This is a genomic window from Arthrobacter sp. 08Y14, from assembly GCF_002929455.1.
Lineage (GTDB): Bacteria > Actinomycetota > Actinomycetes > Actinomycetales > Micrococcaceae > Arthrobacter_B > Arthrobacter_B sunyaminii.
This window is the reverse complement of sequence record NZ_PJIX01000001.1, coordinates 1,160,123-1,180,722: the sequence shown is the minus strand read 5'-3', so window position 1 is coordinate 1,180,722 and position 20,600 is coordinate 1,160,123. Positions and strand designations below refer to the sequence as shown.

18 protein-coding genes and 2 tRNA genes are annotated in these 20,600 nt (G+C 62.7%); 3 read left to right on the top strand and 17 right to left on the bottom strand.

Going from position 1 to position 20,600, the window contains the following annotated elements; all coding sequences use genetic code 11:
- The first annotated feature begins 1 nt into the window (after nucleotide 1).
- Nucleotides 2–1,933: a Stk1 family PASTA domain-containing Ser/Thr kinase gene (pknB, locus tag CXR03_RS05635; protein WP_181034501.1), complete on the top strand. Its 1,932-nt coding sequence runs from the start codon at nucleotides 2–4 to the stop codon at nucleotides 1,931–1,933.
- Nucleotides 1,934–1,941: 8 nt separating this feature from the next.
- Here the strand turns inward: pknB and CXR03_RS05630 are convergent, their stop codons facing one another.
- Genes CXR03_RS05630 through CXR03_RS05625 form a run of 3 tightly spaced genes read right to left on the bottom strand, consistent with a single transcriptional unit; the run spans nucleotide 1,942 to nucleotide 3,580 of the window.
- Nucleotides 1,942–2,604: an aminodeoxychorismate/anthranilate synthase component II gene (locus CXR03_RS05630; RefSeq protein ID WP_104102481.1), complete on the bottom strand. Its 663-nt coding sequence runs from the start codon at nucleotides 2,602–2,604 to the stop codon at nucleotides 1,942–1,944.
- A gap of 4 nt (nucleotides 2,605–2,608) precedes the next feature.
- Entirely contained in the window at nucleotides 2,609–2,779 is a 171-nt protein-coding gene (locus CXR03_RS18255) for a hypothetical protein (RefSeq protein WP_181034500.1), read from the bottom strand.
- Nucleotides 2,780–3,580, bottom strand: a complete 801-nt coding sequence (locus tag CXR03_RS05625) for a class E sortase (RefSeq protein WP_104102480.1) — start codon at nucleotides 3,578–3,580, stop codon at nucleotides 2,780–2,782.
- A 219-nt stretch (nucleotides 3,581–3,799) separates the two neighbouring features.
- Between CXR03_RS05625 and CXR03_RS05620 the strand changes: the two genes are divergently transcribed.
- Nucleotides 3,800–4,051 (top strand): cell division protein CrgA, encoded by a 252-nt coding sequence (locus CXR03_RS05620; RefSeq protein ID WP_104053487.1) that lies wholly within the window; start codon nucleotides 3,800–3,802, stop codon nucleotides 4,049–4,051.
- 489 nt (nucleotides 4,052–4,540) lie between these two features.
- Here the strand turns inward: CXR03_RS05620 and CXR03_RS05615 are convergent, their stop codons facing one another.
- Both CXR03_RS05615 and CXR03_RS05610 read right to left on the bottom strand, forming a co-directional pair.
- A complete protein-coding gene (locus tag CXR03_RS05615) occupies nucleotides 4,541–5,257 on the bottom strand; it encodes a rhomboid family intramembrane serine protease (protein WP_308470576.1) in 717 nt (238 codons plus the stop codon).
- A 218-nt stretch (nucleotides 5,258–5,475) separates the two neighbouring features.
- Nucleotides 5,476–6,018, bottom strand: coding sequence for a peptidylprolyl isomerase (locus CXR03_RS05610; RefSeq protein WP_104053485.1), 543 nt, complete (start codon nucleotides 6,016–6,018; stop codon nucleotides 5,476–5,478).
- 154 nt (nucleotides 6,019–6,172) lie between these two features.
- Here CXR03_RS05610 and CXR03_RS05605 point away from each other — a divergent pair, with 154 nt between their 5' ends.
- Complete coding sequence (locus tag CXR03_RS05605; protein WP_104102477.1) at nucleotides 6,173–7,153, top strand: hypothetical protein; 981 nt, start codon at nucleotides 6,173–6,175, stop codon at nucleotides 7,151–7,153.
- Nucleotides 7,154–7,251: 98 nt separating this feature from the next.
- Here CXR03_RS05605 and CXR03_RS05600 read toward each other — a convergent pair whose 3' ends face one another.
- The 12 genes from CXR03_RS05600 to dnaA form a co-directional block, all read right to left on the bottom strand.
- Nucleotides 7,252–8,166, bottom strand: a complete 915-nt coding sequence (locus CXR03_RS05600; protein ID WP_104102475.1) for a DMT family transporter — start codon at nucleotides 8,164–8,166, stop codon at nucleotides 7,252–7,254.
- A gap of 91 nt (nucleotides 8,167–8,257) precedes the next feature.
- A tRNA-Ala gene (locus CXR03_RS05595) sits at nucleotides 8,258–8,330 on the bottom strand.
- Between the two features lie 69 nt (nucleotides 8,331–8,399).
- Nucleotides 8,400–8,519 carry a DLW-39 family protein gene (locus CXR03_RS18440; RefSeq protein ID WP_219816195.1) on the bottom strand — a complete coding sequence of 40 codons (120 nt, stop codon included), beginning with the start codon at nucleotides 8,517–8,519 and terminating at the stop codon, nucleotides 8,400–8,402.
- 45 nt (nucleotides 8,520–8,564) lie between these two features.
- Nucleotides 8,565–8,638, bottom strand: a tRNA-Ile gene (locus tag CXR03_RS05590).
- Between the two features lie 133 nt (nucleotides 8,639–8,771).
- Nucleotides 8,772–9,281 (bottom strand): DUF3566 domain-containing protein, encoded by a 510-nt coding sequence (locus tag CXR03_RS05585; RefSeq protein ID WP_104053482.1) that lies wholly within the window; start codon nucleotides 9,279–9,281, stop codon nucleotides 8,772–8,774.
- Nucleotides 9,278–11,902 (bottom strand): DNA gyrase subunit A, encoded by a 2,625-nt coding sequence (gene gyrA / locus CXR03_RS05580; protein ID WP_104102473.1) that lies wholly within the window; start codon nucleotides 11,900–11,902, stop codon nucleotides 9,278–9,280. Before gyrA ends, CXR03_RS05585 begins: the two co-directional genes overlap by 4 nt.
- A gap of 58 nt (nucleotides 11,903–11,960) precedes the next feature.
- Nucleotides 11,961–14,009 (bottom strand): DNA topoisomerase (ATP-hydrolyzing) subunit B, encoded by a 2,049-nt coding sequence (gene gyrB / locus CXR03_RS05575; protein ID WP_104102472.1) that lies wholly within the window; start codon nucleotides 14,007–14,009, stop codon nucleotides 11,961–11,963.
- A 273-nt stretch (nucleotides 14,010–14,282) separates the two neighbouring features.
- Nucleotides 14,283–14,831 carry a DUF721 domain-containing protein gene (locus CXR03_RS05570; protein ID WP_237688633.1) on the bottom strand — a complete coding sequence of 183 codons (549 nt, stop codon included), beginning with the start codon at nucleotides 14,829–14,831 and terminating at the stop codon, nucleotides 14,283–14,285.
- Nucleotides 14,815–15,999, bottom strand: coding sequence for a DNA replication/repair protein RecF (gene recF, locus CXR03_RS05565; RefSeq protein ID WP_104102470.1), 1,185 nt, complete (start codon nucleotides 15,997–15,999; stop codon nucleotides 14,815–14,817). Before recF ends, CXR03_RS05570 begins: the two co-directional genes overlap by 17 nt.
- Before the next feature lie 66 nt (nucleotides 16,000–16,065).
- Nucleotides 16,066–17,046 (bottom strand): phosphogluconate dehydrogenase (NAD(+)-dependent, decarboxylating), encoded by a 981-nt coding sequence (gene gnd / locus CXR03_RS05560; RefSeq protein WP_104102468.1) that lies wholly within the window; start codon nucleotides 17,044–17,046, stop codon nucleotides 16,066–16,068.
- Nucleotides 17,047–17,094: 48 nt separating this feature from the next.
- Entirely contained in the window at nucleotides 17,095–18,219 is a 1,125-nt protein-coding gene (dnaN, locus tag CXR03_RS05555) for a DNA polymerase III subunit beta (protein WP_104053477.1), read from the bottom strand.
- A 565-nt stretch (nucleotides 18,220–18,784) separates the two neighbouring features.
- On the bottom strand, nucleotides 18,785–20,203 hold the full coding sequence (dnaA, locus tag CXR03_RS05550) for a chromosomal replication initiator protein DnaA (RefSeq protein ID WP_104053476.1): 1,419 nt from the start codon (nucleotides 20,201–20,203) through the stop codon (nucleotides 18,785–18,787).
- Nucleotides 20,204–20,600: the final 397 nt, after the last annotated feature.

Here is a 20,600-nt window from a genome sequence, read left to right as displayed (position 1 = left end):
CATGAGCGCTGAATTCCTTAAAGGACACCCCACACTGAACACAGAACGGGTACTCAACGACCGTTACGAGATCGGCGAGCTCATTGGGCGCGGCGGCATGGCTGACGTGTACCTGGGCCGTGACATCAGGCTGGGCCGTTCCGTTGCCATTAAGGTTCTGCGCCCTGATCTCGCCCGCGATCCGCTTTTCCAGTCCAGGTTCAGGCGTGAGGCCCAGGCCGTCGCAGGATTGAACCACCCCGCCGTCGTCAGCGTCTACGACACCGGTGACCAGGAGTCCCCCGGAGCCTCTCCCGAGGATGTGCGCCTGCCCTTCATCGTGATGGAGTATGTCCCGGGCCGCACCATCCGTGAGCTGGTCAAGAGCGGCGAAATCACCACCGAAAAGGCGGTCGATTACGCCCTCGGAGTCCTTTCAGCACTGGAATACAGCCACCGGTCAGGAATCGTGCACCGGGACATTAAGCCCGCCAACGTCATGGTGACCTCCGACGGCGGCGTCAAGGTCATGGACTTCGGGATCGCCCGGGCCATGGCTGACTCCGCTGCCACCATGACGCAGACCCAGGCGGTTATCGGCACCGCGCAGTACCTGTCGCCGGAACAGGCCCGCGGAGAAACCGTGGATGCCCGCAGCGACCTGTACTCGGCTGCCTGCCTGCTCTTTGAAATGCTCGCAGGACGTCCGCCTTTCATCGGCGACAGTCCGGTGTCCGTGGCGTACCAGCATGTCCGGGAAGTCCCGCCGGCAGCCAGCAGCTTCAACCCGAAGATACCGGCGGCACTTGATGCCGTACTCAAACGCGGCCTGGCCAAAGACCGTGCCGACCGTTACCAGGACGCCCACGAGTTCCGCGAGGCACTCCTACGCGCCCGGAGCGGGGCTCCTGCCGCCGATGATCCGTCCCCTGCTACCCATCCAACCGAGGCACTGACAGTATCCCCCGCCAAACGTCCCGCCGTGGATGTCAGCCCGATTGAGGACGAACCCAGGACCCGGGCCATGGCCCGGGTCCAGTCCGGCGGACCGCTCACCACTGCTCCGAACGCGGCAGGCAACCACGACGGCGATGTGCCGGCGGCACTGGCCATCGGCAACACCGGAGACCGGGATCCGGATCAGAAGGCCCGGCGCCGGGCATGGATCACCACGCTGATCATTGTTCTGATTCTTCTGCTCGGAGCCGGTTCGGTCATGGCCTACAACATGCTCAATCCCAAGGAAACCGCACCGGTAACCAAGCTGATGCCCAGCGTTCAGTCCAAGACGCAGACAGATGCCCTGAACATCATCATGGACGCCGGCTTTGGGCCGCCCACCATCGAGCCGCAGTACAGCGACACAGTGAAGGCCGGCCTGGCCATCGGAACCGAGCCCGAGGGCGGTACCGATGCTCCGTTGGACCGCAAGGTCATCCTGTTCATCTCGCAGGGGCCGTCAACGGTCGTGATTCCCGATCTCGCGGGGAAGACCGAGCCGGAAGCCCGGGATACCCTCCGATCCCTTGGTCTGCAGGGCGGAACCACAAACGAAGCCAACAGTGCCACCGTGGCCGCCGGCAGGGTCCTGTCCACCACTCCCGCCACCGGGGCATCCGTCCCGCCGGGAACCACGGTGGACCTCGTGCTGTCCACCGGCAATGTGACGGTCCCGGATCTGGTGGGGACCCCGCTGGAGAGCGCGCAAATCATCTTGGCGGATTCGACCCTGCAGCTGACCTTCACCGTCAACGAGGTCGAGAGCGCTTTGGTGGAGCCGGGCATCGTGATGGAGCAGAGTATTCCCGCCGGCATGGACGTCGAGCAGGGCGCCACGATCTCCCTGACAGTGGCAAAGGCGCCCGCGGAACCCACTAAGGAGCCTTCGCCGAGTACCACTGCTTCCCCTGATCCTTCGCCGTCCGAACCGGCGAAAAAGAAGAAGGACGACTAACCGGAGCCTCAGTGCGGGGATTTTTCCCGTGTCGTGGACATCAAAGGGCTGAGGGTAGCGGCGTGCTCTGCTGCTCCGGCCAAACCCAGGCTTTCCAGCCAGTTGCCCAGCATCTGGTATCCACCCTCGGTCAGGACGGATTCGGGGTGGAATTGGACGCCCGACAGGGGAGCCGAGATATGTTTCAGGCCCATAATGATGCCGCTGTCCGTCCGTGCCGTGACCTGGAGGTCCCCGGGAATGGTGTCGGCGACAGCGGCCAGTGAGTGGTAGCGCGTTGCCGTCACCGGACTGGGCAAACCGCGGAACACATCAGTGCCCTCATGCCGGACCGAAGACGTCTTGCCGTGCATCAGTTCCGGGGCATGGGTAACGGTTCCCCCGTATGCCTCGGCCAGAGCCTGGTGTCCCAAACAGATGCCCAGCATGGGTTTGCTGTTCTCTCCGCACCAGCGGATCAAATCGACGCATACCCCCGCTTCGGCCGGTGCTCCTGGGCCCGGTGATATCAGAACACCGTCGCGGGCGGAGGCCAGTTCGATCGCTTCCGGCAGACTCACGTCATCATTGCGCACCACTGTGGTTTCGGCTCCAAGCTGCTGCAGATATCCCACCAGCGTGTAGACAAAGCTGTCGTAGTTGTCGACGACCAGAATGCGGATGGTGCTCATGGGGCTAGGAACCTTCAATCGTGGAATCAGTGAGGGGGCTGAGGAAGCTGAATTCGGAGAACCACGGGAAAACCCAGGTCATGAGCAGGATCACAGCACCGGCGATCAGCACGAGGGCGATGAGGATACGGGTCCAGAGGGGACCCGGGAGGCTCCGAAAGATCCAACCGTACATTTAGCCTGCTCCTTCGGCATTATGGGCAACCTGGGGTGCTATCTCTGCCGGGGGACCGGCAGACAGCGGCTGCCACGAGTCCATGACCGCGTACGCAATGATGCGTTCCTCGGCGCCGAACCGGGGATTGCAGCTGGTCATGGTGAGGAACCGTTCGGTGGGCACCGCAGCCGGCTGCGTCGGCACCGGCGCGATCACGTCCACCCGGTCCGGCAGGACAATTTGGTTGTTGCGGTAGACGTAGCTGTAATAGCCGTCCTTGGTCTGAACGTAAATTTTATCGCCCGGGACCAGGGTGTGGATGGCGTCAAGGACCTGCCCGTGGGTTTGGCGGTGTCCCGCCACCGCAAAGTTGCCCACTTCTCCGGGCATAGCAGTTGAGGGGTAATGACCCAGCCCCAGCGAATCCAGCACCGCGGTCCCCACTCCGCTTGTCACCGGGCGTGAGTACGTCTCTCCGAACCTCGGAATGTAAACCACGGCAAAGGTGCGGCCCTCCTCTTCGATGGCAGGAAGGACCGCGGGGTCTCCGTAATCAGGACCGTCCGCTGCCGGCTCCGGCAGCGGCTCCACCGGGCCATCGAACTCCGCGAACAGGCTGCCCACAGCCTGGTCCTGCTTGCGGTTGGCGTCGATGTTGGTCCACCAGAGTTCCCACACCACGTACAGGACCAGTAGCAACCCCAGAGTAATAAGCAGCTCGCCAAAAATTTGGATAATCCATTGGCCGGGGCTGCGCCCCTGCCGGCGGTTGCGGGCGCCGTGCGACCCCACGGGAGCGTGAACTTCCCTGCGAGACATGGCCACGGTTCCCCTTTCCAGAAATAGATGCGGGCCGGCGCAGACGGCGCGCACACGCCGCGCCATTCGCTACGATGATTACAAGGGAAACAGCCAGGTGCGGTGGCGCCCCCAGTCAGGATACAGCCGGGCAGCAGCCCGGTGCGGCAGCACTGCACCCACGGCCCCGCCATGACCGTACCGACCGGCGTCCAAGAGCCGGTTCCGCTAGGAGGATCCGTGCCCGAGTCCAAGTCCCGCAAGAAGCCCGCAGCTGCACCGCCCGCTGCCAAGGCCTCGTCAGCGCCGAAGCCGAATCCGGTCTGGTACAAGCCCGTCATGTTTGGCCTGATGATTATTGGCCTGCTGTGGATTATCGTCTTCTACATTTCCCAAGGTGCCTACCCGGTTCCGGCGCTCGGCGGCGGCAATATCCTGGTGGGATTCGGCATTGCCATTGTTGGCTTCCTCATGACCACGCGCTGGCGCTGACCAGCTGCACCAGCACCCTGTCCGCCTCCGCTGCCTTCCGCAGCGGAGGCGTTTTCTTTCTCTGCCTGTGCACAAACCTTGTACACACTCTGTGCACAGAGTTATCCACAGGTGTGTGTAACTTTTCCCGAATAGGCGGAGAAATCCGCGAGGTCACGGGGCTGAGAGTTATCCACAACTGTGGAATTACATGTGTGTAACTTCTTTTTGCCTCTGGATAACCTGTTCATAGCCGTCCATCGATCCTGTGGATAACTCTGGGTCATCCGTGGATAGCACCCCGGACCCGGACCGCCTGATCCGGAGCGGAGGCGCCGCAGCTCACCCGGAATCAGTGCCGCGGAGCCTTAATCGACGCAGGTTTGCCGTACCGCAGTCCCCGGGAAGGAGCGGCCGCAGCCCATGGACTCCGCCGAGTTATTAACACTGTGGGTATCCCTGTGGATAACACCAGGCCGGTTGTGGATCGCGGATCCGCCCCTGGAAGCGTCAGACAAGACCCTTAGCTGCCGCCAGCACCGCGGAAATAACACACAGGAACACCACGATTGAGGCCAGGCCGCCAAACTGCACGAGGTTCCGGTTCTTCCCCTTGGGCGCGTAGACCAGGACCGCCGCGCAGGCGATACCGGTCAGCAATCCGCCCAGGTGCGCCTGCCACGCAATATTGGGCACAAAGAATCCCAGCGCAAAGTTGGCCGCCAGCAGGATCAGCACGCTTCGCACGCTGGCCCGGCGCTGCAGCAGCACCACCAGCAGGGCACCAAAGAGGCCAAAGATGGCCCCCGATGCACCAACAACCGGCTGGTTGATGGGGCTGAGCAGCAGCACGCCCACCGATCCGCCCAGTGCGGACACAAGATACAGCAAAGCGAAACGCAACCTGCCCAGCGCCGGTTCCAGTCCCTGGCCCAGGAACCAGAGGGCGTAGAGATTGAAAGCTATGTGCAGTATTCCGGAAGGGGAGTGCAGGAACGCTGAGGACAGCATCCGCCAGGGCTCGATTCCGGTGTACAGCGGTGCGTACCAGAGCTCGTAGGTGAACGGCGGGTAGAAGAACTGGACGGCGAAGAAGATCCCGCAGATGACCATCAGGGTGATGGTGACCACCGGCTTTCCCGAGGAGACCTTTCCGCCGTAGGGGGTGCGGTAGGCAGGTGACTGGCGCCGGCTTTCCCGAAAGCAGTCCGCACACTGGATGCCCACCGGCGCCGTGTGCTGGCACTCAGGACAGGCCGGACGGCCGCAGCGCTGGCAGCGGATGTAGCTGATCCGATCCGGATGACGCGGACAGACCGGCACCTGCGAGGCAGGTGTTTCAGCAGGCACTCCATACGACATTTGCGTTTACTCCCAGAGAGAAATGAGGCCAGATGAACGAAAGGCCCCGGCCGAAATTTCCGACCGGGGCATCCGTGAACTGGTTAGAGCTGTTCGACGGTGATGCTGTTGATGACAACGTCTTCGGCCGGCTTGTCGCGCATATCGGTGGCGACGGCGTTGAGCTGGTCAACCAGGGCGCGTGATTCGTCGTCGGCTACCTCGCCGAAGATGGTGTGCTTGCCCTGCAGCCAGGTGGTCGGGACCGAAGTGATGAAGAACTGTGAACCGTTGGTTCCGCGGCCCATCTGGATTCCGGCGTTTGCCATGGCCAGCTTGTACGGGGTGGAGAAGTCCAGGTCCGGGTTGATCTCGTCATCGAACTGGTAGCCCGGTCCGCCGGTGCCGCGGCCCAGAGGATCGCCGCCCTGGATCATGAAGTCCTTGATGATGCGGTGGAAGATGGTGCCGTCATACAGCGGGCGGCTGGTCTTCTCACCCGTCGCCGGGTCGGTCCACTCGATTTCACCGGTGGCCAGGCCAACAAAGTTCTTGACGGTCTTGGGCGCATGGTTGCCGAAGAGGTTCACCTTGATGTCGCCCATGGACGTGTGGATGGTCGCAATTGCGGTAGGAATAGCAGTCATATGCAACATTCTTCCACGGCAGGCCAGCAGACGGGCAGAATTTCGCCGGTTCAGCGCACAGTGAAAAGTCCGCCCCGCCCAGCCCGTCAATAGCACACAGTTGCCAAGTCAACGTAGGGTAAGGAATGAACCGACACTATCCCGGGAGGTAGTTTTGAAGAAGAAGGACCGCATGGCCCGTGACTTTGAATCCAATGTCACTGCAGGCGTAGAAACAGCACGTGACTGGGCAGCGCCCAAGGTTGAGGCCGCTCGTGACTGGGCAATGCCCCGCATCGAAAAGGGTATCGAGACCGCTTCACCCAAAATCCAGGAAGGCATCAAGCGCGCCGGCGACGGCGTTGCTGCCGGGGTAGCAACAGTCACGCCGCGCATCCAGGATGGTCTGCAGAAGGTGGGTCCGAAGATCAGCCACGCAGTGGACGAGGCAACTCCCCGTATCCAGCACACCCTCGACCGTGCAACTCCGGTCATCACCGGAGCCCGTGACAAGGTGGTGGATGATTACATTCCCACCCTGTCCAACCGCATCGGCGATGCATCGGCAACGGTCACGCGTTCCCTCGGTACCGCGTCCGTGCCCGTGCAGACAGCTGTAGCGAAGGTTACCGGCAACAAGAAGGCCTTGAAGAAGGCCCAGAAGGCTGCCGCCCGCGCTGCGAAGGAAGCCCGCAAGAACCAGAAGGGCGGCGGCAAGGGCTGGCTGATCTTCGGCATCATTGCAGCGGCAGTTGCAGCCGGAGTTGCAGCATGGCGTGCCTCGCGCCCGGTGGAGGACCCCTGGAAGACCCCGGCCCCCGCCAAGCCGGAGACCATCAAGGTTCCCGAGCCCAAGCCTGCTTCCACCGAACCCGCAGCCCCCAAGGCCGCCGCAGCTGCCACCGCGCCTGCTCCGGTTGCTGCCAAGCCCCAGGACTCCGCGTCCAAGGCTGCTGCCAACGGCAAGGAATCCGTGCAGGAAACCAAGGAAACCGTGGCCAGCATCAAGGAAGCAGCCGAACGCGCAGCTGCCCGCAGCGGCGAGAAGGCCGCCGAAGCAGGCAAGCACAGCAAGGAAGCAGCAGCCAAGGCATCCGACGCTGTGAAGACCTCCGGTGCACACGCTGACAAGCCGGCCGAAAAGACTGCCGAGTAAGCAGGCCTGGTCCCGCAGTACGCTTAACCTTCAAGAGGGCTCCCGCTCAGCGGGGGCCCTCTTTTGCGTGCAGCCCTATTAGCGGGAGATCCTTCCTGCTAGTTCTCGATATCTCCGCCCAGTGCGGGGGGTGCCGGCGGCAGAGCGCCCCTGCGGGCAGCTTTGCGCCCTTGGCCCGTGACCACAACGGCGAGGCCAGCGAGGATAAGCGCCAGGCCCCCGTACGTCCCGGCCGGCAGTTGTTCTCCGAGGAACACAGCGGCAAGAATGGCTGCCCCGGGGATCTCCAGCAGAATGATCATGGAGACGACCAGCGGCGAGATGACAGCCAGCAGGTGGTTGAAGACGCTGTGCCCCAGGATCTGGGCCACCAGGGTCACGGCCAGGATCCCGAGCCAGGCCTCGGGCGTGAAAGACACCACGGGCTGCCCGAAGACGGCGCACAGGAGGAGCAGGATCAGCGAGCACAGGCCGTAGCAGAGGGAGGTGTAGGTTCCGGTGCTCATGGTGGCCCGGGCCTTGCCTCCGGCGATGGTGTACAGGCCTGCCAGAGCTCCGCCGGCGACGGCCAGCAGATCCCCCAGGGCTGCTTCACGGGAAAGCGTGAGGTCAAAGCCGGTAATGACAACGACGCCGGCCAGCGCCGCTCCCAGCCCGGCAAGCACGCGTGGGGCAACGTGGATGCCCCGGCACAGGTTGAAGAGGGCTATCCAGCCCGCTTGAAGGCAGACCAGCGCTGTTGCTGCTGCAACGGAGGTCAGTTTGAGGGAGGTGATGAAGCAGGCGAAGTGCAGGGCGAGTGCGAGCGAGGCGATGAGGGTCCACTTGGCCTCGGTCCGGGAGAGCCGGGTAAATCCGCCGGGATTGCGCAGTGCCGTGGGAACTCCCATGATCACCGCGCCCAGGGCGTTGCGCCAGAAGGCAATGGCCAGAGCCGGCGCAGCCGTTGCCGCCATGATGGGGCCGGAGGCTGATACACCCAGGACGCCGATCACGGCGAGTAAAACGATCACCAGAGCAACAATAGATGACCGCAGGCACTGCGTGATTGAGCCGGGTGTTAAAGCAGAAAGTCCCGGCCAATCGGCCGGGACTTTCTTTCGGTGGAGGCACGGGGACTCGAACCCCGAACCCCCTGCTTGCAAAGCAGGTGCGCTACCAATTGCGCCATGCCCCCGAATGTGAACTCATCCAGTGTATCCCACCCTGACGTGCGGTGGAACCGGAATCATTCTTTTGTGGAAATTTAGTCAACCTTGTCGGTTGATGCCTTCCATACGGATTTCTCCGCAGCAGATTCCTGCCATTTTCTTGCGGCAAAGATTCCTGCGACCGCCGCTGCAGCTAGTGCCAGCAACTTCTTCACAGTGCCTCCTTGCCTTGTGGTTCACCACCAAGAGGTGATGTTCCGTGGGCGCACCAGGACTTGAACCTGGGACCTCTTCGTTATCAGCGAAGCGCTCTAACCGCCTGAGCTATGCGCCCCGATACCTTCTCGGGCCGAGATAAAACTTTACCCCACCTCTGCCCGGAACCCAAATCCGGTTCGGTTTTTCCTGCGGTCCCGGAGTTTTTTCTCTCCGGGACCGCAGGAAAAACCGAAAATACAACCGGCTTTTTAGTCGTCTGTCAGGGTGACGCCGATGCCGCCCACAAGGGTGGAGGCAATGTTGTACAGCACTGAAGCAAGCATGGACAGCGCGGTCAGCAGCAGGACGTTGACGACGGCGATGATGGTGGCGAAGGAGACCACCTGTCCCAGCGAGGCAAACTCACGCAGGTCGAATCCGCCGGATTCGCTCCCGGCGATCTCGCCGAGCAGCGAGTTGACCCGGTCAAAAATGCCGGTCAGGTCCAGTACGGTCCAGATCACAATCGCGGCCACCACGGTTACTACGCCGAGGGCCACCGACAGCAGGAAAGCCATCTTCAGGACCGACCACGGGTCGATCTTGCTCACGAGCAGACGGGCTTTGCGGGCCTTGGCCTTGGGAGCCGGCTTTACCAGCGGCTGCCGGTTCGCCGGAGCGCTCTGACCACCTCCGGGACGCTGGGCGGGGCGCGCGGGTGTCTTTACCCGGGGTCCTGTGCCCGAAGCCGACCTGGGATTTGAGTTGGTCGAGCTCACTCGTTACCTCCATCTTCTGCTGACTGTGCATCCTGCTCAGCCGTTTTGTCTGTAGCCAACGGTACTTCATCCACACCGGTGCCTACAGACTCTGCAACCGTCCCCGTGGCTCCGTCAGCGGCATCGGGAACGCCCTCACCGGCGTCGTCGTCCGTCTCTTCAATTGCCAGATCGCGCTCGGAGTTGCGGGCCACAGCGATGATGCGGTCATTCTTGTCCGGCTTGGCGAAAATGACGCCCATGGTGTCGCGGCCCTTCGCCGGAACCCCGGCAACGGAGGAGCGGACAACCTTGCCGCCCTGCATGACCACCAGGACTTCGTCTTCTTCCTGCACGATCATGGCGCCCACCAGATGCCCGCGGTCCTCGGCGTACTTGGCAACCTTGATACCCAGACCGCCGCGGCCCTGAACCCGGTATTCATCCACCGCTGTCCGCTTGGCGTATCCGCCTTCGGTCACAATGAACACATAGGAGTCCTCGGTGACAACGTCCGCTGCCAGCAGTTCGTCATCCTCGCGGAACTTCATGCCGGTGACGCCCGAGGTGGCCCGGCCCATGGGGCGAAGGGCGTCGTCAGTGGCGGTGAAGCGCAGTGACTGGCCCTTGCGGGACACCAGCATCAGGTCATCGGTTTCGGAGACCAGCTGGGCGGAAACGAGTTCGTCGCCGTCGCGCAGGTTGATGGCAATGACGCCGGCGGAACGGTTGGTGTCGTAGTCCTCCAGACGGGTTTTCTTCACCAGTCCGCGCTTGGTCGCGAGGACCAGGTACGGGGCGGCGTCGTAGCCGGGCAGGTCAAGGACCTGGGCAATGTGCTCATCCGGCTGGAAGGCCAGCAGGTTGGCCACATGCTGGCCCTTGGCGTCACGGCCGGCTTCCGCCAGTTCGTAGGCCTTGGCACGGTACACGCGGCCCAGGTTGGTGAAGAACAGCAGCCAGTGGTGGGTGGTGGTGACGAAGAAGTGCTCGACGACGTCGTCGCCGCGCAGTTGTGCGCCCTTGATGCCCTTGCCGCCGCGTGCCTGCTGGCGGTAGTTGTCGCTGCGGGTCCGCTTGACGTATCCGCCGCGGGTGATGGTGACCACCATTTCCTCTTCGGGAATGAGGTCTTCCATGCTCATGTCGCCGTCATAGCCCATCACGATGTGGGTGCGGCGGTCATCGCCGTACTTCTCCGCGATTTCGTGCAATTCTTCGCTGACGATCTGCCGCTGGCGCGCGTCCGAGGCCAGGATGGCGTTGTACTCGGCAATTTCGGTCTGCAGCTTGGCGTGCTGGTCCTGGATTTTCTGGCGTTCCAGGGCGGCCAGGCGGCGCAGCTGCATGTCCAGGATGGCCTGGGCCTGCAGTTCGTCGATGTCCAGCAGTCCCATGAGGCCGTTGCGGGCCTCTTCGACCGTGGTGGAGCGGCGGATCAGGGCAATGACATCGTCCAGGGCATCCAGGGCCTTGAGCAGGCCAATGAGGATGTGTGCCACTTCTTCGGCCTTGCGCAGCCGGTAGCGGGTGCGGCGGACGATAACTTCCAACTGGTGGGTAACCCAATGGCGGATGAACGCGTCAAGGCTCAGGGTGCGGGGCACTCCGTCCACGATCGCCAGCATGTTCGCGCCGAAGTTTTCCTGCAGCTGTGTGTGCTTGTACAGGTTGTTCAGCACCACCTTGGCCACGGCGTCGCGCTTGAGCACGATCACCAGGCGCTGGCCGGTGCGGCCGGAGGTTTCATCGCGCATGTCGGCGATGCCGGAGACCTTGCCGTCCTTGACCAGTTCGGCGATCTTGATCGCGAGGTTGTCCGGGTTGGCTTGGTAGGGGAGTTCGGTCACCACCAGGCAGGTGCGGCCCTGGAGTTCCTCGACGTTGACGACGGCGCGCATGGTGATGGATCCGCGGCCGGTCCGGTAGGCGTCTTCAATTCCCTTGTGGCCCAGGATCTGAGCGCCGGTGGGGAAGTCCGGGCCCTTGATCCGCCGGATCAGTTCCTCGAGCAGGACGTCGTTGGGGGCGTCCGGGTTTTCCAGGTACCACTGGACGCCGTCGGCCACTTCGCGCAGGTTGTGCGGGGGAATGTTGGTGGCCATGCCCACCGCGATGCCGGAGGAACCGTTGACCAGGAGGTTCGGGAACCGTGCCGGCAGGATGGTGGGTTCCTGGTTGCGGCCATCGTAGTTGTCCATGAAATCGACGGTTTCCTCGTCGATGTCACGGACCATTTCCATGGCCAGAGGTGCCATCTTGGTTTCGGTGTACCGCGGGGCGGCTGCGCCGTCGTTGCCGGGGGAGCCGAAGTTGCCCTGTCCCAGAGCCAGCGGGTAGCGCATGGTCCAGTCCTGGATCAGGCGGACCAGGGCATCGTAGATGGCCGAGTCGCCGTGCGGGTGGTACTGGCCCATGACTTCACCCACCACGCGGGCGCACTTGTTGAACGAGCGCTCGGGGCGGTAGCCGCCGTCGAACATCGCGTAAAGCACGCGGCGGTGCACGGGCTTCAGGCCGTCGCGCACATCAGGCAGGGCACGCCCGACGATGACCGCCATGGCGTAGTCCAGGTAGGACCGCTGCATTTCCGTCTGCAGATCGATCTGTTCAACCCGGTCTGAGAGGGTCTCTTCACTCATTGGTTGTTCCGTTCTTCAAAAACTCTGTAAATCCGCGGGCGCAGGGAGAATTTCGTTCCTAGATGTCCAGGAAGCGCACATCCTTGGCATTCTGCTGGATGAAGTTGCGGCGGGATTCAACGTCCTCGCCCATCAGGACGGAGAAGATCTGGTCCACGGCAGCGGCATCGTCCATGGTGACCTGCAGCAGCGTGCGGTGGTCGGGGTCCATGGTGGTGTCCCAGAGCTCGGTGTAGTCCATCTCGCCCAGGCCCTTGTAGCGCTGGATGCCGTTGTCCTTGGGCAGGCGCTGGTTGTTGGCCAGGCCGCGGGCCACCACTTCGTCGCGTTCACGGTCGCTGTAAACGTAGTCGTGGGCATGGTTGGACCACTTGATGCGGTACAGCGGCGGCTGCGCCAGGTATACGTAGCCGCTCTCGATGAGCGGGCGCATGTAGCGGAAGAGCAGCGTCAGCAGCAGCGTGGTGATGTGCTGGCCGTCAACGTCGGCATCGGCCATCAGCACGATCTTGTGGTAGCGGGCCTTCTCGACGTCGAAATCCTCGCCGATGCCCGCACCGAAGGCGGTAATCATGGACTGGACTTCGGCGTTTCCCAGCGCGCGGTCCAGGCGGGCGCGTTCCACGTTGAGGATCTTGCCGCGCAGCGGGAGGATGGCCTGGGTTTCGGGGTTGCGGCCGCGGACGGCGGAACCGCCTGCGGAGTCACCCTCCACAATGTAGATTTCCGACTTGGACGGGTCCTTGGAGGAGCAGTCCTTGAGTTTGCCGGGCATTCCGCCCGATTCCAGCAGGCCCTTGCGGCGGGTGGACTCGCGGGCCTTGCGGGCTGCGAGGCGCGCCTGGGAGGCCTGGATGGACTTGCGGATCACGTCACGGGCGGGTCCGGGGTTGCGCTCCAGCCAGTCGCCGAGCTGGTCGGTGACCACGCGCTGCACAAAACCCTTGACCTCGGAGTTTCCCAGCTTCGTCTTGGTCTGGCCTTCGAACTGCGGCTCGGCCAGCTTCACGGAAATGACTGCGGTCAGGCCTTCACGGATGTCATCACCGGTGAGGTTGTCATCCTTTTCCTTGATGATGTTCTTCTCGCGGGCATACCGGTTGATCAGGGACGTCATGGCAGCACGGAAACCCTCTTCGTGGGTGCCGCCCTCATGCGTGTTGATCGTGTTGGCGTAGGTGTGGACGCTCTCCGAGTAGGCGGTGGTCCACTGCAGGGCCATTTCCACGGCCATTTTCTTGTCACTGTCTTCGGTTTCAAAGGCAATGACGTCGTCGTGAACGGCTTCGTACTTCTTGGACGTGTTCAGGTACTTGACGTAGTCAAGGAGCCCGTCCTTGTACATGTAATCGACCACGCGGTGCTTGGGACCGGTCTCAGTTCCGTCCTCAGACGGTGCTTCGGCGATTTCCTCGACGTCTTCTTCGACGGTCCGCTCATCGGTGAGGACAATCCGCAGTCCCTTGTTCAGGAACGCCATCTGCTGGAACCGCGCCCGCAGGGTCTCGAAGTCGAACTCCGTGGTTTCAAAGATGGAGGGGTCCGGATAGAACGTCTGGGTGGTGCCGGTCTCGTCGGTGGCCTCGCCCTTGCGAAGGCCTCCCACCGGATGACCGCCGTCGGCGAAGCTCTGGTGCCAGACAAATCCCTGGCGCCGAATCTCGGTTTCCACTCGGGCCGAGAGAGCGTTGACAACGGAAATGCCCACACCGTGCAGACCGCCGGAGACCGCGTACCCGCCGCCGCCAAACTTTCCGCCGGCGTGCAGGATGGTCATGACCACCTGGACGGTGGGCATGTTTTCGGTGGGGTGCATGTCCACGGGGATACCGCGGCCGTTGTCGCTGACCCGTACACCGCCGTCGGCCTGGAGCGTCACGTCAATGCGGTCGCAGTAGCCGGCCAGGGCTTCGTCAACGGAGTTATCCACCACTTCATACACCAGGTGGTGCAGCCCGCGGGGCCCGGTGGAACCGATATACATGCCCGGACGTTTCCGGACGGCTTCCAGTCCTTCCAGCACGGTGATTTCGTTGGCGCCATACTCGTGCGGAGCAGGTGCGTCAGCCTCGCTGTGGTGCTCTGGCGTTACGTCAGCGTTGTCCATCTCATTGTCGTTAGCCACAGGTGCTGTCGACTCCTCAGTGTGTTGGTCAAATTAGAACGCCTCCCCCAGGGCAGGCGTCTCAACCACCAATTCTACCGTGTCGCGGGGGTCAATACCGGCCAAAACACCCCCTAAGCGGCCACCAAAGCATGTTTTGAGACGATTCCAGCCCCTTCTCCAAGTCCGGATATGACTGCAGGGGTTCCCGAGCCGCTGAACGGCGTCAGGCAACTCCCGGGGATCCGATTGTTTTGACCGGCGGGCGGACGCCGGTTACCCGTAAGTGTCGCGCGGGCCGCGGCCCTTGACGCTGCGCAGGCCCTTGCGCCAGTTCGGCGCGGCCGGGCCGATCACTTCAATTTTGGTCACTACGCCGGGACCCAGCTCGGCGTCGAACCGGCTGATCAGCGAGCTGCGCAGCAGCCGCAGCTGGGTGGCCCAGGCGGTGGAATCACAGCGGACCTGCACTGTTGTGTCCGAAAAGGACTCGGGTGTGCAGTGCGCACTGACCTCGGGGCCCACGAGTTCCTCCCAGCGGGAAATCACCGATCCCACCGCTACGGGCGAATTCCAGCCGCGTTCGCTGACAAAGCGGTTGAAGACCTTGCCCACCCCCTGGGGGTCCCTGCCGGTGTATTCGCCGGGCACAAACGGCAGGGCGGACCGCTTCTGCCCGGCCTTGCGCCGGCTCGGAGAAATTCGCTGGTTGCCGCGGGACTGGGCGGCTTGGCGCATCCGGTTCAGTTGGGCCTGCGCAGCATCCTGGCGGACCTCCGGCTCCCCGGTTTCCCGGTTTTCATCGGCGTCAGAGGGCGGGAACACTAATGCCTCCGGGAACTACGGTGATCTGTTCCCCGGCAAGAGCTTCGGGAATGTCTCCGGCCACCGCAGCGGTAACAAGCACCTGTTCCGCGCCGGCGACGATCCCGGCCAGGCGGCCGCGGCGCTGGACATCCAGTTCCGCAAACACATCGTCAAGGATCAGGATGGGGCCCGCTCCCGGAGTCTCATCATCGCTGAGGAGCAAATAGTACGTTCCCAGGCGCAGGGCCAGGGCAAACGACCAGGTCTCGCCGTGGGAGGCATAGCCCTTGGCCGGTGCCTGCCCGAGGATCAGCTCCAGATCGTCGCGGTGGGGTCCCACCAGGGAGATGCCGCGTTCCAGTTCCCGGCGCCGGTTGGCGGCAAACGCCGCCAGGAACCGCTCGGCCAGCTCCTGTTCGCTGAGCCCGTAGAGTTCCTCCGGGTCTGAATCACCGACGACGGCGCCGTCGTCGTTCACTGCGCCCTGCAGCGTGGAGCGGTACACGGCCCGGGCCGCCTTGCTGCCGTCGGTCAGATCACGGTAGGCGCTCTGCAGGTGAGGCTGCAGGCGCTGCAGAGCGGAGAGCCGGGCCGCCAGCAGGCCGGCACCGGCCACCGCCATGTGCTGGTCCCATACTTCCAGGGTTGCTTCGTGGGACGAGGTGAACCGTCCGGCGGCGCGGGCGGATTTCAGCAGTGCGTTGCGCTGTTTCAGGACGCGCTCATAGTCGCTTCGGGTGGCCGCATGGCGGGGGACCAGGGACACGATCAACTCATCAATGAACCGGCGCCGGCTGGACGGATCTCCCTTGACCAGTGCCAGATCCTCAGGGGCGAACAGTACCGTGCGGCACATGCCCAGGATGTCACGGGCACGCACGGGGTTGGCGCGGTTGATCCGGGCCCGGTTGGACCGTCCCGGATTGAGTTCCAGTTCAACACTGGTGCGCTGGCTGCCCCGCACGAGCCGGGCGCGGACGAGGGCCTGGCCTGCGTCAAAAGACACCAGCGGGGCATCACTGCTCACCCGGTGGGAGGAGAGCGACGCCAGATAACCGATCGCTTCGACGATGTTTGTTTTCCCGGTGCCGTTGGGGCCGACAAAAACTGTGACTCCGGGCTTAAGTTCCAGATCAAGCTGCGCATAACTGCGAAAACCAGTCAGGGAGAGGTAATCAATGTACAAACCCGTCCACCTTTTCCTGCCTTCCACCTGCAACTAGTCCTGTACTTCCCACCCTACTGCCGCAGATTACTCCGGGCTTCCAGTCTCATCGACTGCTGCCCGCGGCACGTCTGGATCCTGCCGCCGGGAGGCCACGTCCGGAGGCGTTTCGGGCGGCACGACGTCATCCGTTGACCTGACGCTGTGACCGCCAAACTGGTTTCGCAGCGCAGCCACCATTTTCATGGCCGGTGAATCTTCCTGCCGGGACACAAACCTGGCATACAGGGCGGCCGTGATGACCGGCGCGGGGATGCCATTGGCCACAGCCTCCTGGACCGTCCACCTGCCTTCGCCGGAATCCTCCGCGTAGCCGGCAACGCGGCTAAGGCCCGGATCCTCGTCCAGGGCGTTGACCATCAGATCCAGCAGCCACGACCGGATGACGGTGCCGTCCTGCCAGGCCCGCATCACTCCGGGAACATCCGTAATGATGTCTTTGCCTGCCAGCAGTTCGTAGCCCTCGGCATAGGCCTGCATCAGGCCGTACTCGATGCCGTTGTGGATCATCTTGGCGTAATGACCCGCGCCAACGGCGCCGGCATGAACAAAGCTGCGCTCACGCTCACCCTCCGGCCGCAGAGCGTCCAGAACAGGCATCGCCAGGGCAATATCCGCCGCTTCGCCGCCGGCCATCAGGCCGTAGCCGTTCTCCTTGCCCCAGACTCCTCCCGAGACGCCGCAGTCCATAAAGCGGATTCCCGCTGCGGCTAGTTTCTCCGCGTTGCGGATATCGGCGTCGTACCGGGAATTGCCCCCGTCTATCACCAGATCACCGGGTGAGAGCACTTCCGCCAGCTCATGAATAACGGCTTCAGTGACCTCCCCTGCCGGTACCATCAGCCACACCACCCGCGGTGAAGGAAGTTCCGAGGCCAGCTCGGTTACTGACATCACGTCGCTGACCACGGGATTCCGGTCAAAGCCGGTAACGTCAATGCCGCTGCGGCGCAGCCGTTCGCGCATGTTGAAACCCATTTTGCCGAGTCCGATGAGGCCTATGTGCATGGCAGGTTCCTCTTCTTTGCGGTCGCGGACGGCTTCCGCGGCGCTGGCCTATTGGTTGGGCAGCCGCACCGGCATCAACAGGTACCGGTAGTCCTCCCGGTCGTCCCCCGTGAGCTCTTCCTGGGCCGAAATAACGGCTGGCTTCGGCGGCGTCGTAAAGGAGAAACGCACGTACTTGCTCGGGAACGCGCCCAGACCCTCGCTGAGATAATGCGGATTGAAAGCCACGGTAATATCGTCGCCGATCAGGGACGCCTCCAGTGCCTCCGAGGCCTGGGCATCCTCGCCGGTGCCTGCATCCAGGGTGACCTGGCCGTCGGTGAAGGCAAGCCGGACCGGAGTATTCCGCTCTGCTACCAGGGACACACGGCGCACGGCTTCGACCAGGGCGCTGGTTTCCACTGTGGCGTGAATGGGTGTGTTGTCCGGGAACAGGGACCGGATCTTGGGGTAGTCGCCGTCGACGAGGAGCGACGTGGTGCGGCGGCCGCCGCTTTCGAAGCCGATCAGTTCGCTGTCATCGGAGAAGGCAATATTCAGGTCACCGGCGCCGCCGAGGGTTTTTGCCACCTCGTTCAGGGTCTTGGCTTTGACCAGTGCACTGGTGGAGATGCCGGGAGTGGACGGCTTCCATGACAGTTCCCGCAGGGCCAGTCGGTAACGGTCCGTGGCTAGGAAGGTGATGAGGTCGTCTTCGATTTCCATCCGCACGCCGGTGAGGATGGGAAGCGTGTCATCCCGGCTGGCGGCAATGATGACCTGGGAGACAGCCTGCGCAAACGCATCGCCGTCCACAACACCGCTGACCTCAGGAAGGGCGGGAAGTTCGGGATATTCGGCCACGGGCATAGTGGCGAGGTTGAAGCGGCTGTTGCGGCAGGTCAGGGTCACCTTCGACCCGTCAGTTTCCACCTCGACGGGTGCCGACGGGAGGCTGCGGCAGATTTCGGCGAGCAGCCGGCCCGAGACCAGGATGGTCCCTTCTTCGGCGATATCGGCCGCGATCTGCAGCCTGGCCGAAATCTCGTAGTCGAAGCTTGCGATGCTCAGTGATCCGCTCTCCGCTTTGATCAGCAGGCCCGACAGAACCGGAACCGGGGGACGCGGCGAGAGGGAACGCGCTGTCCATGTAACCGCTTCGGCCAGGACATCCCGCTCAACTCTGAACTTCACTGCAGGGTGCCGCCTTTCACAACGTACTTCTCAGTACAACTGAATCTTCATGACAAGTGAGGGAGCATCGCCGCGCGCTGCGGCGCCGCAGCTGCACCGCGTTCGAGACACCATCTCAGGATGGGCTGCGAATGACAACAATACTCTGTGCCAGCTTAGCGCCAGACCCGCTGCATATGCACGGCGCCGGAGGCATCTGCGGATGCCGTCCTCTGTGATCTGAAGAGACATCCGATGTTCGTTCCGGCAAGGAAGGGCAAGTGGTCCGGAAAGGTCAGATGTTATTTGGTGGAACCGAATTTCTTAAGGTTCGTAGTGTTAATAACTCCTGTGGATACTGTGGATAACCTAGTCGATCGCGGCGTCATGGCGTTTGTTGCCTGTGGATAACCTGTGGGCACCGCATGCCGCGCCAGGGCCGGGCTGTGGGGAACTTTTTTGTAATTCCGCGTATCCACAGGGAAGTGCAGCTCATTGGGAGTTATCCACCGGGTTATCCACACCCTTGTCCACACGTGTTAATTTCGAGCCCCTGCGGGGCTCTGCATCCGCGGAATTCCGGGGATTATGCCTCCCGCTGCTGCTGCTTGATGCGGTTTGTTAGTTCAGTGACCTGGTTGTAGATAGCGCGGCGCTCTGCCATGAGCTCCCTGATTTTGCGGTCCGCGTGAATCACTGTGGTGTGGTCACGCCCGCCGAGTTCCTGCCCGATCTTGGGCAGGGACATGTCCGTAAGTTCACGGCAGAGGTACATGGCGATCTGGCGGGCGGTGACCAGGGTCCTGGTGCGGGACTTCGAACACAGTTCTTCCAGCGAGATCTGGAAATAGGCTGCCGTCTGCCCGAGGATTGATGCCGCGGTGATTTCCTGGGCGCCGTCGTCGGTAATCAGGTCTTTGAGCACAATCTCAGCCAGTCCCACGTCCACCTGCTGCCGATTGAGGCTGGCGAAAGCAGTCACCCGGATCAGGGCGCCCTCCAACTCGCGGATGTTGGTGGAAATTTTGGAGGCGATGTACTCAAGGACATCGTCAGGAGCACTCAGGCTGTCGCCGATGGCCTTCTTGCGCAGGATCGCAATACGGGTTTCCAGCTCCGGCGGCTGCACATCGGTGAGCAGGCCCCACTCGAAGCGGGACCGCATCCGTTCCTCAAAGCCCGAAAGCTGCTTGGGCGGCAGATCGGAAGTGATGACGACCTGTTTGTTGTGGTTGTGCAAGGCATTGAACGTATGGAAGAACTCTTCCTGCGTAGCATCCTTGTTGGCCAGGAACTGGATGTCGTCAATGAGCAGGATGTCCACATTGCGGTAGAGCTGCTTGAAGCTGGCTCCCTCGTCATACCGGATGGAGTTGATGAAGTCGTTGGTGAACTCTTCGGAATTTACGTACCGCACGCGGATGCCCGTGTAAAGGTGCCGCGCATAGTGCCCAATGGCGTGCAGCAGGTGGGTCTTTCCCAGCCCCGAATCGCCATAGATGAACAACGGGTTATATGCCTTGGCGGGGGCTTCGGCCACAGCCACCGCAGCGGCGTGCGCAAACCGGTTGGAGGAGCCGATCACGAACGTCTCGAAGACGTACTTGGGATTCAGCCGGCCGAATTCCTGGGAGGTGCTGGGCGGCGTGGGAGAGGGGGCGCTTTCTCCGCTCGGGACCGGATTCGGAGCGGGCTGTTCGGGTTCCGGTTCGGGATCGGCCTTCACCGCAGGCAGCATGTCCGCGTCAATGACGAAAGCACATTGGATATCGGCCTGGAAGACCCCCCGCAGGACCTCGTCCAGAATGTGCTTGAGCTGGGTCTGCAGAACCTCGCGGGTCAGTTCGTTGGGCACCGCCACCAGCAGAGTGGTTCCGATCAGGCCCTGTGCCTGGGCCAGAACCACGAATCCGCGCTGCCGGGGAGAGACTCGGTCGTCCGTTTCCAGCGTTCGAATAACCTTGCGCCAGGAACTGCCGACGTCGTTGATTTCGTCCGTGCCCACAAAAACCTCTCGTGATCGCCCTCAGCGGTCTCAGAAAACATGGAAGCCCGGGCGGGTTTCCGGCGATTCATCCACAGACTTATACACAGTTGGTGGATAAACCGCCCGACGCCAAGCCTAAGGGATGATTTCCCCCTGTGGTAGCTGGAATCCGGCTGTGGACAGGCTCTGGGACAGGGCTCACACCACCCTGTGGGCAGGTATGCTGAGAGGAGTTGTCCACAGGTGTGGACGAAACTGTATGAACAGGCAAGTGGTCCGGGCAGCCCAATCCCGGTTTGACTGGGGGCGGTCCTGCCCCTAACGTGGAGTAGTCCTTTGTGTCTGCTATCTGCACTCATTCATGCCCATCAGGGTTCTGGGAATCAGGGTCCAGGTCCGGGTTGAGAGCAGTCAG

Bases quoted from the DNA above. Each gene is read 5' to 3' on its own strand.
- pknB (WP_181034501.1), top strand. From the start codon at position 2: ATGAGCGCTGAATTCCTTAAAGGACACCCCACACTGAACACAGAACGG.
- CXR03_RS05630 (WP_104102481.1), bottom strand. From the start codon at position 2,604: ATGAGCACCATCCGCATTCTGGTCGTCGACAACTACGACAGCTTTGTC.
- CXR03_RS18255 (WP_181034500.1), bottom strand. From the start codon at position 2,779: ATGTACGGTTGGATCTTTCGGAGCCTCCCGGGTCCCCTCTGGACCCGT.
- CXR03_RS05625 (WP_104102480.1), bottom strand. From the start codon at position 3,580: ATGTCTCGCAGGGAAGTTCACGCTCCCGTGGGGTCGCACGGCGCCCGC.
- CXR03_RS05610 (WP_104053485.1), bottom strand. From the start codon at position 6,018: ATGACTGCTATTCCTACCGCAATTGCGACCATCCACACGTCCATGGGC.
- gyrA (WP_104102473.1), bottom strand. From the start codon at position 11,902: ATGAGTGAAGAGACCCTCTCAGACCGGGTTGAACAGATCGATCTGCAG.
- gyrB (WP_104102472.1), bottom strand. From the start codon at position 14,009: ATGGACAACGCTGACGTAACGCCAGAGCACCACAGCGAGGCTGACGCA.
- gnd (WP_104102468.1), bottom strand. From the start codon at position 17,046: ATGCACATAGGCCTCATCGGACTCGGCAAAATGGGTTTCAACATGCGC.